Below are 14693 nucleotides of genomic sequence, written 5' to 3' on the forward strand. Positions count from 1 at the left end.
CCTTGTGAGCAGGGTTGCCTGCGCGCAACGGTCTGGCACTAGCACTGAACGTGCCCGCGCGGAATCGGTTCGCCGCGTTTTCGACAATTTGTTGAACGGTTCGTTTCACGCCCGTCCGGGGGCGGCGCGGAGCCACCTCCGGACGGGGTGAGAGCAGGTCGTGGAGCGCCTACTTCGCGCCCTTCGCGGCCAGCGCCGCCTGGGCCGCCGCGAGGCGGGCGATCGGCACCCGGTAGGGCGAGCACGACACGTAGTCGAGGCCGACCTCCTGGCAGAAGGCCACCGAGGCCGGATCGCCGCCATGCTCGCCGCAGATGCCGAGCTTGATGTTCGGCCGCACCGCGCGGCCGCGCTCCACGCCGATCCGCACCAGTTCGCCCACGCCCTCCTGATCGATGGAGATGAAGGGATCCGCCGAGAGGATGCCCTTCTGGGTGTAGGCGCCGAGGAAGGTCGCGGCGTCGTCGCGCGAGATGCCGAGGGCGGTCTGGGTCAGGTCGTTGGTGCCGAAGGAGAAGAACTCCGCCGTCTCGGCGATGTCGCCGGCGCGGAGCGCGGCCCGCGGCAGCTCGATCATCGTGCCCACTTGGTAGTCAAGCGTGCCGCCTGTTTCGGCAGCGACGGCCTTCGCCATGGCGTCGATGCGCGCCTTGACGATGTCGAACTCCATCTTCGTGAAGACCAGCGGCACCATGACCTCGGACGTCACCGGCGCGCCGGTCTCCTTGGCGGCCTGGACGGCAGCCTCGAAGATGGCGCGGGCCTGCATCTCGGCGATCTCCGGGAACGCGATGGCGAGGCGGCAGCCGCGGAAGCCCAGCATCGGATTGAACTCGTGCAGCTCCGTCATCCGGCGGCGCAGCTTGTCCTCCGACACACCCATGCTGGTGGCGACGTCCCGCACCTCCGCGTCGGTGTGCGGCAGGAACTCGTGCAGCGGCGGATCGAGCAGGCGGATCGTGACGGGCAAGCCCGACATGATCGTGAACAGCTCGACGAAGTCCTGGCGCTGGTAGGGCAGGATCTTGGCCAGTGCCGCGCGGCGGCCCTCGACGTCGTCGGCGAGGATCATCTCGCGCACGGCGACGATGCGGTCACCCTCGAAGAACATGTGCTCGGTGCGGCAGAGGCCGATGCCCTCGGCGCCGAAGTTGCGGGCGGCGCGCGCATCGGTCGGGGTGTCGGCGTTGGTGCGGACCTTCATGGTGCGCACCTTGTCGGCCCAGCCCATCAGGGTGGCGAACTCGCCGGACAGGGACGGCTCCAGCATGGCCACCTCGCCGAGGAGGACCTGCCCCGTCGAGCCGTCGATGGTGATCTTGTCGCCCGCCTTCAGAGTGGTACCGGCCACCGAGAGGGTGCCGGCCTTGTAGTCGACGCGGATCGAGCCGACGCCGGAGACGCAGGGCTTGCCCATGCCGCGGGCGACCACCGCCGCGTGGCTGGTCATGCCGCCGCGGGTGGTGAGGATGCCCTCCGAGGCGTGCATGCCGTGGATGTCCTCGGGCGAGGTCTCCACGCGCACGAGGATACATTTGCGCTCGGCCTTGCGGGCGGCCTCGGCATCCTCGGAATTGAACACGATCTCGCCCGTGGCGGCGCCCGGCGAGGCCGGCAGGCCGGAGGCGATCACCTTGCGCTCGGCCTTCGGGTCGATGGTCGGGTGCAGGAGCTGGTCGAGCGCGGCGGGCTCGACGCGGCCGATGGCCTCCTCCTCGGTGATCAGGCCTTCCGCCGCGAGGTCGACGGCGATCCGCAGGGCCGCCTTGGCGGTGCGCTTGCCGTTGCGGGTCTGGAGCATCCAGAGCTTCCCGCTCTCGATGGTGAACTCCATGTCCTGCATGTCGCGGTAGTGGGTCTCGAGGAGACCGTAGATCCGCACCAGCTCGGCGTAGGAGTCGGGCATGGCCAGCTCCATCGAGGGACGGTCGGACTTGGCCTCGATGCGGGCCTTCTCGGTGATGTCCTGCGGGGTGCGGATGCCCGCCACCACGTCCTCGCCCTGCGCGTTGATCAGGAACTCGCCGTAGAGGGCGCGCTCGCCGGTGGACGGGTTGCGGGTGAAGGCGACGCCGGTGGCCGAGGTGTCGCCCATGTTGCCGAACACCATGGCCTGGACGTTGACGGCCGTGCCCCAGCTCTCCGGGATGCTGTTGAGCTCGCGGTACTTCTTGGCGCGCGGGATCATCCAGGAATCGAACACCGCGCCGATGGCGCCCCAGAGCTGGTCCTCCGGCGCCTGCGGGAAGTCGGAGCCGTGCTCGGCCTTCACGATGGCCTTGTACCTGCCGACGAGGTGCTTCCAGTCCTCGGCCCCGAGTTCGGTGTCGAGGCTGACGCCCTTGCCTTCCTTGTAGTGCTCCAACGCCTCCTCGAAGGCATGGTGTTCCACGCCGAGGACGACGTTCGAGTACATGGTGATGAAGCGGCGGTAGGAATCGTAGGCGAAGCGCGGGTCGCCCGCGCCCTGGGCGAGCGCCTCGACGGTGACGTCGTTGAGCCCGAGGTTGAGCACGGTGTCCATCATGCCCGGCATGGAGGCGCGGGCGCCCGAGCGGACCGAGACGAGGAGCGGGTTCTCCGGGTCGCCGAAGCCGCGCCCGGTGAGCGCGCCGACCGCGTCGAGGGCGGCCTTGACCTGGGCCTTCAGCTCGTCCGGATACTGCTGTCCGTGATCGTAATAGTAGGTGCAGACTTCGGTCGTGATGGTGAAGCCGGGGGGAACCGGCAGACCGAGATTCGACATCTCGGCGAGGTTCGCGCCCTTCCCGCCCAGGAGGTTGCGCATGGACGACTGGCCCTCGGCCTTGCCGTCACCGAAGGAGTAGACCCACTTGCCCATCTGTATCCGTCCGCTTGCAGGAGTGAACACTGCCCCATGCCTAACACGGCGGGTTGGACCATCTTCTGCTGCAACGCAAGATGAACGTCTTCTCCAGGCCGGGACAGCGTGACGCTTCGGGTCGGCTGTAACGGAGCCGTTGCCCGATCAGCCGAGCGCGCGGAACACGCCGAGGCCGATCAGGCCCACCAGGATGAGGTAGATCGCCACGATGAAGTTCAGCAGGCGCGGGACGATGAGGATCAGCACGCCGGCGGCCAACGCGATGACGGGCTGAAGGCTGGAGATCGTGATGGTCATGGGGCGCGCTCCGGCACGGCTTCAGGACTTGTGTGAGCCGCGAGGCGGCTCAGACGCGGTACTTCCCGTTGCGCTTCACCAGGACCTGCGTGCCCACGGGGACGCGCTCGTAGAGATCGACGATGTCCTCGTTGAGCATGCGCACGCAGCCCGAGGACATCTGCTCACCGATGCTCCAGGGCTCGTTGGTGCCGTGGATGCGGAACAGGATGTCGCGGTTGCCCTGATAGAGGTAGAGGGCGCGGGCGCCGAGGGGGTTGTCGACGCCGCCCTTGCGGGTGCGCGGCAGGTCCGGGTTCAGGGAGACCATGGTGGTGGTGGGGCTCCAGTCCGGCCAGACGCCCTTGCGTCCGACCCGGGCCTGGCCCTTCCACGAGAAGCCGAGCTTGCCGACGCCGACGCCGTACTGCACGGCCGTCCCGTCCTCCTGCACCAGGGCGAGTTGCCGGTTGTCGATGTCCACCACGATCGTGCCCGGCTTCTCCGGGCCGGTGTAGCGCACCACCTGCCGGCGATACTTCGGATCGAGGCGCGACTTGTCGACCAGCGGCACGTCGTAGGGCTTGTCCGGCATCGTGCCGGTGTACCAGGCGGCCTCGTCGTCCTGGGCCAGGTTCACGGGGCCGCGCGACTGGCAGGCCGCGAGGGGTGTGATCAGGATCAGGCCGAGGGCGAGGCGGCGGGACGGCATGGACAGCTCCACGTTTCGATGCGTCTGACGACGGCTTCGTCCCTGACTAGCGCTCCCCGGCCGCGGACGTTGTGTCATTCCCGCCGCAGGTAGGATGTTGCGTATCGGGCAAGGCCCTGCCGACAGGCCTCGGGAGCGCAGGATGGCGGCGGTCTGACCCGGTCCCTGCGGCGCGCATTGCATCGCGCGGGCCGGGGTTCCATGATCGGCCTAGGCCGATGACGGCGACGGAGCGCAGGCGACGATGGTGGAGACGCAGGTGCTTGCCGAGATCGAGGCCGGGACCGCCCTGGCGGACCTCGCCCCGGCCGTCCATCTCGACCATTGCGTCATCCACGTCACCGATTGGGAACGCTCGAACGCCTTCTATCGCGACGTGATGGGCGCCGAGATCATCCCGCGCGGCCCGGCCTTCGCCTACCGCTTCGGCGGCGTTCAGCTGAACGTGCATGGGCCGGGCGTCGACGCGACGCCCCTGGCCCGGCATCCGGTGACGCCGGGCAACAGCGATCTCTGCTTCCGCTGGTCGGGGACGATCGAGCAGGCCGCCGACCATCTCGCATCGCAGGGCGTGGCCGTGGAGCTCGGTCCGGTCACGCGCCACGGGGCGGCCGGGGCCGGCCTGAGCATCTATTTCCGCGATCCCGACGGCTCACTGATGGAGTTCATCACCTATCCGCAGCCCTGAGGCGACGCGCGAGGCGCAGTTCGCCCTCAGCCCTGGCTCTGGGCGAGCTGCTGATTGGTCTGCTCCAGGCGCAGTGCCAGTTCGCGCATCACCGCGATGGCGATGGGCGGGAACTGCCCCAGCAATTCGAGGAACACGGTGCGGTCGATCCGCAGGGCCGTCGTCGGATCCACGGCGGCGACGGTCGCCGAGCGCGGCTGGTCGGCGAGGATGCCCATCTCGCCGACGAGGGCGTTCGCCCCGAGGAGGGCGAGGCGGAACGGCCCCTGGGGACTGTCGATGGAGACCTCCGCCGATCCTTCGAGGAGCAGGTAGGCGGCGTCGGCCGCGTCACCGCGGGCGAAGAGCTGCTGGCCGGATTCGAAATGCACGCGCTCGCTGGTGAAGGCGAGGAGCTTCAGGCGCGACGGTTCGACGCCGCGAAACAGCGGCACCTGACGAAGGGACGAAACCTCGGTCTCGAGGGTCATGGGTCGGGCTCCCGTGGCGCGACGTCCCTCCGGGCACGGCACGATCCTGGTCCATCCAATGCGGGTCGCAGCGGCTTTGTCCATACCCCGCCCCGTCGCGCTCTGTCCGCGCCGGCATATCACCGCGAGGGATCGTGGCCGAACGGTCCAGATCAGCGAGAGATCTAACGGTTAAGCTTGGATTAATCGCCAATCGTGGCGGCCGCGACTGCTCGTCCACCGATCAGATGAGGAACCATCGATATTGGCAAAGGTTGTCTTGGCAGTGAACGCAAAGCTGAGGAGGCGCTGATGGCATCAGGAAATTCCACCTCGAAGCGAGGTTTCGCGTCGATGGACCTCGAACGGCAGCGGGAGATCGCGAGCAAGGGCGGGCGCAGCGTGCCCGCGGAGAAGCGCTCCTTCTCGCAGGATCGCGAACTCGCCTCCAATGCCGGCCGCAAGGGCGGCCAGTCGAGCGGCTCGGGCCGCCCTGGCGACGAGTAAGAACTATTCTGGCGCGTGGCCTTCAGGGCCTCGCGCCATTCTTTGGTCGACGACGCGTCAACGAAAACGCCCCGTTCCATCAGGACGGGGCGTTTTCGTTGCGATCGATTATCCAGGGGGAGGCTTGGTCAGGTCATGCAGCGGCCCGGAACCATGCGGCGGGCTTCCGGCCCAGCCAGTGAGCTGATCGACCGCTCGCACCCTTCCTGCAGGGGCTTGCGCAGGCGGGGCATGTCCTTCTCGCTGGCGGTCCGTCCGATCTCGGGTGCGGTGGATTCGGACCGCGGTGCGACGCTCGGAACGGAGGCGACGTGCAGCGGCCGCGATGTGGCCGGAACGACACGGGTCTCGGAGGAAATCTGATCGGCGACCAAGGCCGGGGGCGTCGCGGTCGGAGCCCACTGATCCGCTGCCTGACGGACGGTCGGCTGGATCAGCAACGTCAGAACGGCGGCCGGCCCACTCACGCTGAGAAAGAAGCGAGACCGAGACATCGTCGTAATCTCCGCGCAAAGCTTGACAGGTTGTCCGTTCAACGCGTCTCGGAAACAACGGTTCCTTAACCATCGTGAACTGAAAAACCGAGCCTTAACGGGTTGGGTCGCATTTTCTGGATTGGTCGCGTTTCGGCTCGCCCCTCATGAGCGGAGTGGCGAAAATGCATCTGGAAAGATAAAAATTCCGTCCGCACGGCACAGGTTCGGAACTGGAGCTGTCGCGCGCCGTTGTCCCAGCACCCGGCCGCCTGGTCCTCCCCCGCATTCCCCTTGTGCATTGGCCGGAACCTTCCAACGGGTCGGACATCCTCCGACCCGTTTTTTTGTGGGTCCGGTGCTGGGAACCAGGACCGAAGGCGTTTCGGCACGAAAAAAACCCCGGTGGTCGGACCGGGGTTTCTGCGCTGTCAGGAAGTGACGGTCGGCGCGCGTCGTGCGCCGGACGTCGTCAAATCAGGCGGACTTCGCCTCGCGACGGCGGGCGCTCTGCTGGAAGAACAGAGCCTGACTGATCACGGCCGAGACGTTGGCGGGCTGGAACGGCTTGGCGATCAGGAAGGCCGGCTCGGGCCGCTCGCCGGTGAGGAAGCGTTCGGGATAGGCGGTGATGAAGATCACCGGCACCTCGAAGGTCTTCAGCAGGTCGTTCACCGCGTCGAGGCCGGAACTGCCGTCCGCCAGCTGGATGTCGGCCAGGATCAGGCCCGGGCGCGTGCCCCCGGACGCGATCTTGATCGCCTCGGTGCGGGTTCGCGCGACGCCAATCACGTTGTGGCCGAGCCCCTCCACGAGCGCCTCGAGGTCCATGGCGATCAGCGGCTCGTCCTCGATGATGAGGATCTCGGTCGCCATGTCGGCCGCGAGCTCGCGGCCGGCCTCATCCACCAGATCGCGGACCTGACTGACGTCGACGTCGAGGATGATCGCCGCGTCCTCTTCGGAGAAGCCTTCGAGGCAGGAGAGCAGGAAGGCCTGGCGCGGCAGCGGCGTGATCTGGCCGAGGCGGACCTCCGCCGGCAGATCGTGCTGAACCTGCTCGCTCTGGCCGTTCACCGAGAGCGAGTTCCAGATGCGGGTAAAGACGCGGAACAGGTCGGCCTTCACGTTGGAGCTTCGGCCGAGCGTCTCGGGCTCGTTCACGAGGGTCTCGAGCGTGGCCGCGACGTAGGCGTCGCCAGCAACCTGGCTGCCGGTCAGCGCCCGCGCATAACGGCGCAGGTACGGCAGATGCTGAACGACGAGTTGAGCTGTCGACATTATATCCCCTTGGCTTTGCCGTTCTCTCGGGCGCCTCCGCCACAACGCGGAATGCAGGGCTCCGTTCCGCCGGCCGGGAACCGATTGTTCACAGCAGCGTTGCAGGTGCAGCCATGGCCTATGTGAAGCCGCAAAACAATCGCGGCGATGTCGCTTGTCGACATCCAAGGGGACCGACGTATGGACGATAACGGACCGGGTCCCGGCTCCTCACCCGAGGGGGCCGACCCGAAGACGGGCGACGCTGTGCCCGAACAGGGACTGAGCGATCATACCCAGAAGCGGATCGGACTTCATCTCCGGGCCATGTACGACACCATCGTGCAGCAGCCGGTGCCCGACCGGTTTCGTGACCTGATCGCCAAACTCGACGCGACGACGCCGGGTCCCGACCCGCAGACCTGACGCGTCTGCCCGCGAGCCGGGTGGCTGAGCGTGCCGCGCCACGCATCCGCTTGTCGGGCCACGCGCGCGGCAAGGAAAAAGGGCCGCTCATCGGAGCGGCCCTCTTCACGTGTCAGGTTGCCGGCATGCCGGCGTCGACGCGGATCAGAGCGTCGGCGAGCGGCCGCGCATCAGGCCGATCACGGCCGAGATGGCGAACAGCACGATGGCGACGAAGAACACGAGCTTCGCGGCTTCCATCGCCGTGCCGGCGATACCACCGAAGCCAAGCAGCGCCGCGACGAGGGCGACGACCAGGAACGTAACGGCCCATCCGAGCATGTGACTCAACCCTTCATCAAGTACGGTGCAGCATCGGCTGCGACCTCATGACAGCATAACGCCAAGTTAGCGGGACGGTTCCTGCGCCCGTCACAGGATCGCCACCTTTTCCTGTGGGGACGAGACCGCGCTTTGACTCGGTTTGTCGGTGACGCGGCGGCAGTCCGGGATCAGAGAGCTTTGCGCCGCGAGGCCCGACGCCAGGCAAGAGCCGCGAGGGCCAGGGCGAGTCCGTACTGAGCGAAACCGTTTTCAGAGAGATCGCCGATGGACCCGTGCATCTGAAGCAGGAGCCGGGTCAGGCCGTTCAGTGCGACGAGGGCGGCGCAGAACAGGGCCGAGGCGGCGAGCAGGGCGACGAAATCGGGCATGGCGGCGTGTCCGGTTGACCCGAACCCGACCACGCAAAGCTTGCGCCAGCCTCGCGACACATGCGGGGGCGCCCGCCACTCCATCGGCGCCCGTCCGAGCGCCGGCGGGAATCCGTTCTCAGGGCCGGCGCGAGGCCGCCGGCTTGGGGCGAGTGGAATTGGCGGCGGGGGTGGGTGCCGGTGTGGCTGGCTGAGCGGCGGGCGGACGCACCGACTCGACGACGAGGCGCTTGACCGGCCAGCCGTCCCCCCAGCGCTCCATGTCGCTGAAGCGCGGATTGCCCTTGAGGCTGTTGGCGTCCGCGCCCGCGAAAGCGGCCGCGGCGGAAAGGTCGAAGGTCTTCCAGTAGGCGAGGTAATCCAGGCTGTCGGCGCGGGCGTTGTTGATCTGCGCGACGAGCGTGGTCTGCTCGCCGGTCAGCGCCATGTCGGGCGACCACTTGAAGGGCGGCGCAGGCTGCTTGGGATCCCGCGGCGGCTCCGGCGGCAGCTTGATCGCCGAGCCGTCGTAGGCGGCATCCACGGCCGCCGGCGACGTCAGCGTGGCGGCCAGGGCCGGAAAGCCGTGGTCGTCCGAGAGGGCGCGCACGAAGAGCTTGCGCTCGGTCGGCACCGCGCTCGCCTCGCGCAGCAGGCGCCTGCCGGCCAGGTCGGCGGCGCGGGCGTCGCGGTCGCCGATGACGGTGATCACAAGGGTTTCGGGGGCGATGCGTCCCAGGTCGTGCAGGACGATGCCGCGGGAGCGCGCGTCGCTGGCGATGCCGCCCGGCATGATCGCGAAGACGAGGCGCGGCGCGGGCAGGCCCTGCTCGGCCGCGTCGGCCGCCAGATTGGCGGCGATCGGCGCACCGGCGAGGTATCCGATGATCGCGACCCGCTTGAGGTCCGGCTTGGCGTCGGCATCGCTCCCGAGATCGGACAAGGTGGATTTCAGGATGCGTGCGGCGATCGCGCTCGCCTCGGAGGGACGTGTCCGGTTGAGGTCCTGGAAACGCGGGAACACCACGAGCGCGCCGGTCCGGGCGAGGTGATCGATCCAGGCGCCATAGGCCTGCGGATTGGAAGCGCCCCAGGCGTGGAGGAAGACGACGACGGGACGACCTTCGGCCGGTGCCGACCCGGCCTTGTAGAACACAAAGCTGCCGGCTCCGGCCTTGCCGAGACCACGCTTGACGATGGTCGCCGCGCGGTCACCGATTCCGCCCGGACCGTCGGCCGGCTGGGTCGGCGGGGCGGCCGCGGCGGCCGGCCCGGCGGCCAAGAGGACGGCCAGGCCCAAGGCGGCGGCGCCGAGACTCAAGTTCAAACGCATGGAAAGCCCGAAAGCGCGGCCCGTGAGCTTCGAAGGCCAGTCCTCGCGAAGCCCGGATCAACGTTGCGCCGGACCATACGGTAATCCGGCGCTCCTGGGTGCGGTATTCCCGCCGCACTGTGTGTCTGGAATTCGCCGATCAGTGGTCCGACTGGCCGCGGCGCGCATCGATCATCGCGGCCAGCCGCATCAGGTCGCTGGGCTGAACTGCATCGGCCATCGAATCGTAGACATCGCGCAGATTGCTTCCCAGCGTCTCCAGCAGCTGATCCTCGGGAAGACCGGTCAGGGTAGACCAGGATTCATCCGGATGCTGGGTACGGATTGACTGGGCGAGGTTCATCGTCGGCTCTCGGGCCATCGTGCGGCCTCTCGATCGTGGGAAACCGGTCAACGGGCTCGCGGCCGGATGTTTCCATTGATCTATGATAATTCTAATTGCCCCGAACCGGGGTGCCGATGATGTCCGGTCCCGCGGCGCCACCGTCGGCGCGGCCGGCAGCCTCCTCGACCCAGGCCAGGATGTCGGCGGCGCGCCAGGGCTTGGGAATGAAGGTCGCCGAGACGCGCAGGTCGCTGGGCTGGTCGCCGGCATCCCCGGAGGTGAGCAGGACCCGGACCCGCGGCCACGTCACTCCGATGATGCGGGCGAGTTCGAAGCCGCCGATCGGCCCCGGCGTCCGGACGTCGGAGAAGACCACGCTGACCTCGTCGCCGCGATCGTTGAGGATGGCGAGGGCTCGCTCGGCCGTCTCGGCCTCGATGACTCGAAAGCCCGTCTCTTCGAGGAGCTCGGCCGCGAGGAAGCGCTCGTCTGGCTCGTCCTCGACGACGAGGATCACGGGACGTGCGTCAGACGGGATCACAGCACTCATGGGTCCGGTACGCTCTTCGGGCCAGAACGGCGGGCCAAGTGCAATCTAGCGCCACGGAGGTGCGAAGCTGTCAATGTGGCGGAACCGACCAATAGCGCTGAAGCCGGCCTGAGCGGATCGGTTGTGCTTTCGATGTCACGCTTTCACGAGGTTTTTAGCCAACGCCATGTGATTTCAGAAAGGCTAGGGCGCGAGCCCAACCATCCCGGGCATCCGCTTCACGATAGCTCGGCCGATAATCGGCATGGAAACCATGCGGCGCATCGGGATAGACGACCAGCTCCACCATCTTGCCGGCCGCCTTCGCCTTGTCGCGCGCCGCCTCGACGTCCCGGACCGGGATGCCGGTATCGGCTCCGCCGTAGAGGCACAGGAGCGGCGCGTTGAGCTCGCCGGCCACGTCCGTGCCGGTGCGGGGTTGGATGTCGGTGCGCTCGCCGCCGACCGGGCCGTACCAGGCGACACCCGCCTTCAGATCCTTGCGATGGGCTGCGTAGAGCCAGACGCCGCGCCCGCCGCGGCACCAGCCTATCGTCCCGATTCGCGCCGGATCTCCCTGCGAGGCCGAGACGGCCCAGCTCGCGGCGGCGTCGAGGTCGGCGATCCACTGGGCATCCGGGGTCTTCGAGATGACGTCGCGAATGATGACCTTGGCATCGGTCATGGTCGAGAGGTCACCCTGTCGGGCGTAGAGCTCGGGTGCGACCGCGCAATAGCCGGATTTCGCGAGCCTGCGGCAGATGTCCTTGATGTAGTCGTGGACACCGAAGATCTCCTCGATGACGAGGATGATCGGAAACGGACCCGTCCCCTTCGGCATGGCCCGGTATCCCGGCATCGGGCCGTCTGCCGCGGGGATCTTCACCTCGTCCGCCTCGATGCCCTCGGCATCGGTATGGATCACCTGAGCCTCCACGGCACTCGTCGCCAGGGTCAAACCCGTGATCAGGCTCGTCATGACGAAGCCGCGCCGGGAAAAGGGCGGCGTCAGGAGCCCGTCGAGGCCGTCGAGCGGCGCGCTGTCGAGGCGATGATCCGACGTGTTCGACATGAAGTCCCCGATGCGACCGATGGAGGGCGATGCTGGATCGCAGCGGGGAAGCTAGGGCGTTCTACGGCGGCGGACAGGCTCAGAGCGCGACGCGCTGGCGCCCCGTTTCGCCCGTCCGCTGATCCGCCATCGGACCCATACGCCGGGCCGCGAGCCGAGGCTCGCCGGCACCATTGCGCTTCCGGATCGCTCCGGTACCGGCGGATTTCGGCCGGACGAGATCGCCCAGGGCCACGAAGCCCGCATCACCCCGGCGCGATCCGGCACCGGCGACGAGGCCGAAGGCGACCGCGAAGGATTGCGAGAGGCCGGAATCCGCCGAGACTCCGAAAGCCGCGACCGCGGCGAGGAAGGCCTCGCGAAAGCTCCGCGGCGTGCACCAGCTCTTCTCGGCGAGGTGCATCGGCCATTCCCAGAGGTCGCCCCGCCGCATGGTGATCGAGTCCCGGGCGATGAAGTAGCCGGTCTCGCGATGCTCCAGGCCGTCGGCGGCGACACGCCAGTCGGCGTTCTCGAACAGGGCCGGGATCGTCGGGCACGCGTCGTCCAGAGGCAGGTCGAACATGATGTCCCCTCGTCGCCAGGTTCGGTGCCGCCGCGCGGCAGTCCCGAAATGGATCAGAACATTGAGGGAACAGTGGTGGGAAAGATGGCAGGCGTCAAGCCTTTGTTCTCGATGTGTTCGAGGGAGCCGTAGCGATTCCCTATCGGGCCTTCCGGTCGAACAGGGCGTGCTCCACCCGGTCGCCTGCATGGATTCGCAGCCGGGCCGCGGTCCCGGCATTGAGCTCCAGGACCGAGAGGACGGGTTCGTTCGACGGGATCACCTTGGTGGAGAGCGGTTCGGTGTCGGCGGCGATCTTGGCGATGGTCCCGTCGGCGCGGATGAACAGCATGTCGAGAGGCAGGTAGGTGTTCTTCATCCACATGGCCACGGGGGCGGAGGCCTGGAAATCGAAGAGCATGCCGTGATCGGACGCCATCGTGCGGCGGTACATCAGGCCGCGGGAGCGTTCCGCATCGGTCCGCATCACCTCGACGGCAAAGACGTGCCGCCCTTCGCGGCCGACGATGCTCAGCGGCTCGGTCGGCCCGGCGGCCGCGTCCTGTGCCGTCGCCCGACCGAGGATCAGCCCGAACAGGGCCAGGGCGAGGAGCGCGCGCAATCCATCGCGCCAGTCGATCAAACGTCGCGTAACCACCGGACCATCCGTCAGTGTGAGGCGGGCAGCGCACCGTCGAGCAGCCGGACTTCGGCGGCCATCTTGCCCTTGGATCCATCGCCGTAGCGGACGAGAACGGTCTCGCCCGGCTTGAGCTCGGCGATTCCGTAGCGGCGGAGCGTCTCCATGTGAACGAAGATGTCCGGCGTCCCGTCGCCGCGGCTCAGGAAGCCGAAGCCGCGCAGGCGGTTGAACCACTTCACCACGGCGGTTTCGAGTCCGCTGGTCGGGGTCACGGTGACATGGGTGCGGGGCAGCGGAAGCTCGGAGGGATGAAGCGCGGTCGACTGGTCGAGGGAGATGACCCGGAAGGCCTGCCAGCCGCGGGGCCGCTCCGTGGCCTCCACGACCACGCGGGCGCCCTCGCTGGCGCTCTGGTGCCCGTCGCGGCGCAGGCAGGTGATGTGCAGGAGCACGTCGGCCGAGCCATCGTCCGGCACGATGAAGCCGAAGCCCTTCGCCACGTCGAACCACTTGATCCGGCCCGCGACCTCCGTGAGGTCGAGCGGCCGCTGGGCCTCGGCGCCCTGCCCTTCGACGGCACGGTTGTCGTCCTGCTCTCCCGACGAACGCTGCCCGAAGGGGCCTGAACCGAAATCGTCAGACATGTAAGCAACCCACACCGAATCACGTCTCGCGACCCGCACGAGAGATTAACAAAGTCATGACTCGGCGGAAGCCTGTTTGGCGGTCGAGGCCGGGCTTCGATGCCGCATTGTTCGGCAGGGCGGTTCGCGAGCAACAGCCGGACGCCCCGGGGCGAAGGGCAAGTCGAAGCCAAGCTTTAGTATTTTTGGGCGTTCGCGGAGGTCGGCCAAAATTTGTTAAGCGTCTTCGCGCGAGACGCCGGTTTCGTTTCGAAAACGGTGCGGCGTCGCGACGACGCGCGAACGATGCTAGGGCCTGCGCGATGATGCGCCCGCCCCCCTCCCCCGTCGCGCCACGGTTCCGATACGCGGCCCTCGACGCCGCGCGCGGCGTCGCCCTCGTGGCGATGGCGCTCTACCACGCGACCTGGGACCTCGGGGCCTTGCGGCTGACCCCCGAGAACTACGCCCTGACGCCGCCGGGCCGGCTCGCCGCGCACGGCATCGCCGGAAGCTTCCTGATCCTCGTCGGAATCGGCCTCGTCCTGATGAACGGCGAGCGCTTCGCGGCCCGTCCGTTCCTGCTGCGGCTGGCCCGGATCGCGGGTGCGGCGGCCCTCGTCACCGTCGCGACCCTGGTGGCCGATCCGTCGAGCTACATCTTCTTCGGCATCCTGCACTGCATCGCCGTGTCGAGCGTGCTCGCCCTGCCCTTCGTGCGGGTCCTGCCTGGCTGGGCCGCCCTCCTCGGCGCGGCCCTCGTGCTGGCCGCTCCGCACCTGATCTCGGGCGGCATCCTCGACGCGCCGGTCCTGTCCTTCGTGGGATTGGGACGCGGCACGCCGCAGACCAACGACTACGTACCGCTGTTCCCCTGGTTCGGGCTGGTGCTCCTCGGCGTCGCGGCGGCCCTCCACGGCTTGCCCGCCTTCCGGCGCTCGCGCCTCGCGGACTGGTCGCCCACCGGGCGGACGACCCGGGGTCTGGCCTGGGCGGGGCGCCACAGCCTGGCGATCTACCTCGTCCACCAGCCGGTCCTGATGGCGCTGCTGACGGGAGTCCTCAGCGTGACCGGGCCGCATCCGCAAGCGGGGGTGGCCGAATTCCGAGCGCTCTACCGGCGCAACTGCGTCGCGACCGGCGGCGAAGCGGAGGTCTGCACCCGGGCGGCGGCCTGCGTCTCGGACGCGTTCCGCCGGGAGCATCTCTGGGCGGACACGCCGCGCAGCTTCACCGCCGAGGAGCGCCTGCGCGCCCAGGGGCTGTCGCAGGGCTGCTACGAGGCGGCGGAGGGAACGGCGCCGGCGCCGTGAGCCG

General features: G+C 68.2%; 18 protein-coding genes. 4 read left to right on the forward strand and 14 right to left on the reverse strand.

The features are described from left to right. Window positions 1-169: 169 nt before the first annotated feature. From ppdK to ASF49_RS15540, 3 genes are all read right to left on the reverse strand, one after another. Complete coding sequence (gene ppdK / locus ASF49_RS15535) at window positions 170-2842, reverse strand: pyruvate, phosphate dikinase (protein ID WP_056474651.1); 2673 nt, start codon at window positions 2840-2842, stop codon at window positions 170-172. A gap of 147 nt (window positions 2843-2989) precedes the next feature. Beyond that, window positions 2990-3142: a DUF3096 domain-containing protein gene (locus tag ASF49_RS23235; protein ID WP_082487738.1), complete on the reverse strand. Its 153-nt coding sequence runs from the start codon at window positions 3140-3142 to the stop codon at window positions 2990-2992. Between the two features lie 49 nt (window positions 3143-3191). Next, a complete protein-coding gene (locus ASF49_RS15540) occupies window positions 3192-3833 on the reverse strand; it encodes a L,D-transpeptidase (RefSeq protein WP_056474655.1) in 642 nt (213 codons plus the stop codon). A 244-nt stretch (window positions 3834-4077) separates the two neighbouring features. On the opposite strand from ASF49_RS15540, the gene ASF49_RS15545 reads away from it, so the two are divergent. After that, window positions 4078-4521, forward strand: coding sequence for a VOC family protein (locus tag ASF49_RS15545; RefSeq protein ID WP_056474658.1), 444 nt, complete (start codon window positions 4078-4080; stop codon window positions 4519-4521). Between the two features lie 26 nt (window positions 4522-4547). Here ASF49_RS15545 and ASF49_RS15550 read toward each other — a convergent pair whose 3' ends face one another. Next, the gene (locus ASF49_RS15550; protein ID WP_056474661.1) at window positions 4548-4991 is read right to left on the reverse strand and encodes a cyclic nucleotide-binding domain-containing protein; all 444 of its coding nucleotides are present in this window, start codon (window positions 4989-4991) and stop codon (window positions 4548-4550) included. Between the two features lie 291 nt (window positions 4992-5282). Here ASF49_RS15550 and ASF49_RS15555 point away from each other — a divergent pair, with 291 nt between their 5' ends. After that, window positions 5283-5477, forward strand: coding sequence for a general stress protein (locus ASF49_RS15555; protein WP_055953126.1), 195 nt, complete (start codon window positions 5283-5285; stop codon window positions 5475-5477). A gap of 950 nt (window positions 5478-6427) precedes the next feature. On the opposite strand, the gene ASF49_RS15565 is transcribed toward ASF49_RS15555, so the two are convergent. Continuing rightward, the gene (locus ASF49_RS15565; RefSeq protein ID WP_055953119.1) at window positions 6428-7231 is read right to left on the reverse strand and encodes a response regulator; all 804 of its coding nucleotides are present in this window, start codon (window positions 7229-7231) and stop codon (window positions 6428-6430) included. Between the two features lie 180 nt (window positions 7232-7411). Here ASF49_RS15565 and ASF49_RS15570 point away from each other — a divergent pair, with 180 nt between their 5' ends. After that, window positions 7412-7636, forward strand: a complete 225-nt coding sequence (locus tag ASF49_RS15570; RefSeq protein WP_056474667.1) for a NepR family anti-sigma factor — start codon at window positions 7412-7414, stop codon at window positions 7634-7636. Window positions 7637-7780: 144 nt separating this feature from the next. Here ASF49_RS15570 and ASF49_RS23240 read toward each other — a convergent pair whose 3' ends face one another. The 9 genes from ASF49_RS23240 to ASF49_RS15610 form a co-directional block, all read right to left on the reverse strand. Further along, the gene (locus tag ASF49_RS23240) at window positions 7781-7957 is read right to left on the reverse strand and encodes a DUF1328 domain-containing protein (RefSeq protein ID WP_003599466.1); all 177 of its coding nucleotides are present in this window, start codon (window positions 7955-7957) and stop codon (window positions 7781-7783) included. 170 nt (window positions 7958-8127) lie between these two features. Continuing rightward, a complete protein-coding gene (locus ASF49_RS15575; protein ID WP_056474671.1) occupies window positions 8128-8328 on the reverse strand; it encodes a hypothetical protein in 201 nt (66 codons plus the stop codon). Window positions 8329-8446: 118 nt separating this feature from the next. After that, complete coding sequence (locus tag ASF49_RS15580; RefSeq protein ID WP_056474674.1) at window positions 8447-9640, reverse strand: alpha/beta hydrolase; 1194 nt, start codon at window positions 9638-9640, stop codon at window positions 8447-8449. A 139-nt stretch (window positions 9641-9779) separates the two neighbouring features. Beyond that, window positions 9780-9983 carry a hypothetical protein gene (locus ASF49_RS15585; RefSeq protein WP_056474677.1) on the reverse strand — a complete coding sequence of 68 codons (204 nt, stop codon included), beginning with the start codon at window positions 9981-9983 and terminating at the stop codon, window positions 9780-9782. 91 nt (window positions 9984-10074) lie between these two features. Continuing rightward, complete coding sequence (locus tag ASF49_RS15590) at window positions 10075-10515, reverse strand: response regulator (protein WP_056474680.1); 441 nt, start codon at window positions 10513-10515, stop codon at window positions 10075-10077. A gap of 154 nt (window positions 10516-10669) precedes the next feature. Continuing rightward, a complete protein-coding gene (locus ASF49_RS15595) occupies window positions 10670-11566 on the reverse strand; it encodes a dienelactone hydrolase family protein (protein WP_056474683.1) in 897 nt (298 codons plus the stop codon). Window positions 11567-11645: 79 nt separating this feature from the next. Continuing rightward, a complete protein-coding gene (locus ASF49_RS15600) occupies window positions 11646-12131 on the reverse strand; it encodes a hypothetical protein (RefSeq protein WP_056474685.1) in 486 nt (161 codons plus the stop codon). A 139-nt stretch (window positions 12132-12270) separates the two neighbouring features. Then, window positions 12271-12768, reverse strand: coding sequence for a DUF192 domain-containing protein (locus ASF49_RS15605; RefSeq protein WP_431739900.1), 498 nt, complete (start codon window positions 12766-12768; stop codon window positions 12271-12273). Between the two features lie 11 nt (window positions 12769-12779). Continuing rightward, complete coding sequence (locus ASF49_RS15610) at window positions 12780-13397, reverse strand: cold-shock protein (RefSeq protein WP_056474692.1); 618 nt, start codon at window positions 13395-13397, stop codon at window positions 12780-12782. A 302-nt stretch (window positions 13398-13699) separates the two neighbouring features. Between ASF49_RS15610 and ASF49_RS15615 the strand changes: the two genes are divergently transcribed. Next, the gene (locus tag ASF49_RS15615) at window positions 13700-14689 is read left to right on the forward strand and encodes a DUF1624 domain-containing protein (protein ID WP_431739901.1); all 990 of its coding nucleotides are present in this window, start codon (window positions 13700-13702) and stop codon (window positions 14687-14689) included. Window positions 14690-14693: the final 4 nt, after the last annotated feature.

This window comes from Methylobacterium sp. Leaf104 (assembly GCF_001422885.1).
Lineage (GTDB): Bacteria > Pseudomonadota > Alphaproteobacteria > Rhizobiales > Beijerinckiaceae > Methylobacterium.

Excerpts from the sequence above, each read along its gene's own strand:
- ppdK (WP_056474651.1), bottom strand. The coding sequence starts at position 2,842 with ATGGGCAAGTGGGTCTACTCCTTCGGTGACGGCAAGGCCGAGGGCCAG.
- ASF49_RS23235 (WP_082487738.1), bottom strand. The coding sequence starts at position 3,142 with ATGACCATCACGATCTCCAGCCTTCAGCCCGTCATCGCGTTGGCCGCC.
- ASF49_RS15540 (WP_056474655.1), bottom strand. The coding sequence starts at position 3,833 with ATGCCGTCCCGCCGCCTCGCCCTCGGCCTGATCCTGATCACACCCCTC.
- ASF49_RS15545 (WP_056474658.1), top strand. The coding sequence starts at position 4,078 with ATGGTGGAGACGCAGGTGCTTGCCGAGATCGAGGCCGGGACCGCCCTG.
- ASF49_RS15550 (WP_056474661.1), bottom strand. The coding sequence starts at position 4,991 with ATGACCCTCGAGACCGAGGTTTCGTCCCTTCGTCAGGTGCCGCTGTTT.
- ASF49_RS15555 (WP_055953126.1), top strand. The coding sequence starts at position 5,283 with ATGGCATCAGGAAATTCCACCTCGAAGCGAGGTTTCGCGTCGATGGAC.
- ASF49_RS15565 (WP_055953119.1), bottom strand. The coding sequence starts at position 7,231 with ATGTCGACAGCTCAACTCGTCGTTCAGCATCTGCCGTACCTGCGCCGT.
- ASF49_RS15570 (WP_056474667.1), top strand. The coding sequence starts at position 7,412 with ATGGACGATAACGGACCGGGTCCCGGCTCCTCACCCGAGGGGGCCGAC.
- ASF49_RS23240 (WP_003599466.1), bottom strand. The coding sequence starts at position 7,957 with ATGCTCGGATGGGCCGTTACGTTCCTGGTCGTCGCCCTCGTCGCGGCG.
- ASF49_RS15575 (WP_056474671.1), bottom strand. The coding sequence starts at position 8,328 with ATGCCCGATTTCGTCGCCCTGCTCGCCGCCTCGGCCCTGTTCTGCGCC.
- ASF49_RS15580 (WP_056474674.1), bottom strand. The coding sequence starts at position 9,640 with ATGCGTTTGAACTTGAGTCTCGGCGCCGCCGCCTTGGGCCTGGCCGTC.
- ASF49_RS15585 (WP_056474677.1), bottom strand. The coding sequence starts at position 9,983 with ATGAACCTCGCCCAGTCAATCCGTACCCAGCATCCGGATGAATCCTGG.
- ASF49_RS15590 (WP_056474680.1), bottom strand. The coding sequence starts at position 10,515 with ATGAGTGCTGTGATCCCGTCTGACGCACGTCCCGTGATCCTCGTCGTC.
- ASF49_RS15595 (WP_056474683.1), bottom strand. The coding sequence starts at position 11,566 with ATGTCGAACACGTCGGATCATCGCCTCGACAGCGCGCCGCTCGACGGC.
- ASF49_RS15600 (WP_056474685.1), bottom strand. The coding sequence starts at position 12,131 with ATGTTCGACCTGCCTCTGGACGACGCGTGCCCGACGATCCCGGCCCTG.
- ASF49_RS15610 (WP_056474692.1), bottom strand. The coding sequence starts at position 13,397 with ATGTCTGACGATTTCGGTTCAGGCCCCTTCGGGCAGCGTTCGTCGGGA.
- ASF49_RS15615 (WP_431739901.1), top strand. The coding sequence starts at position 13,700 with ATGATGCGCCCGCCCCCCTCCCCCGTCGCGCCACGGTTCCGATACGCG.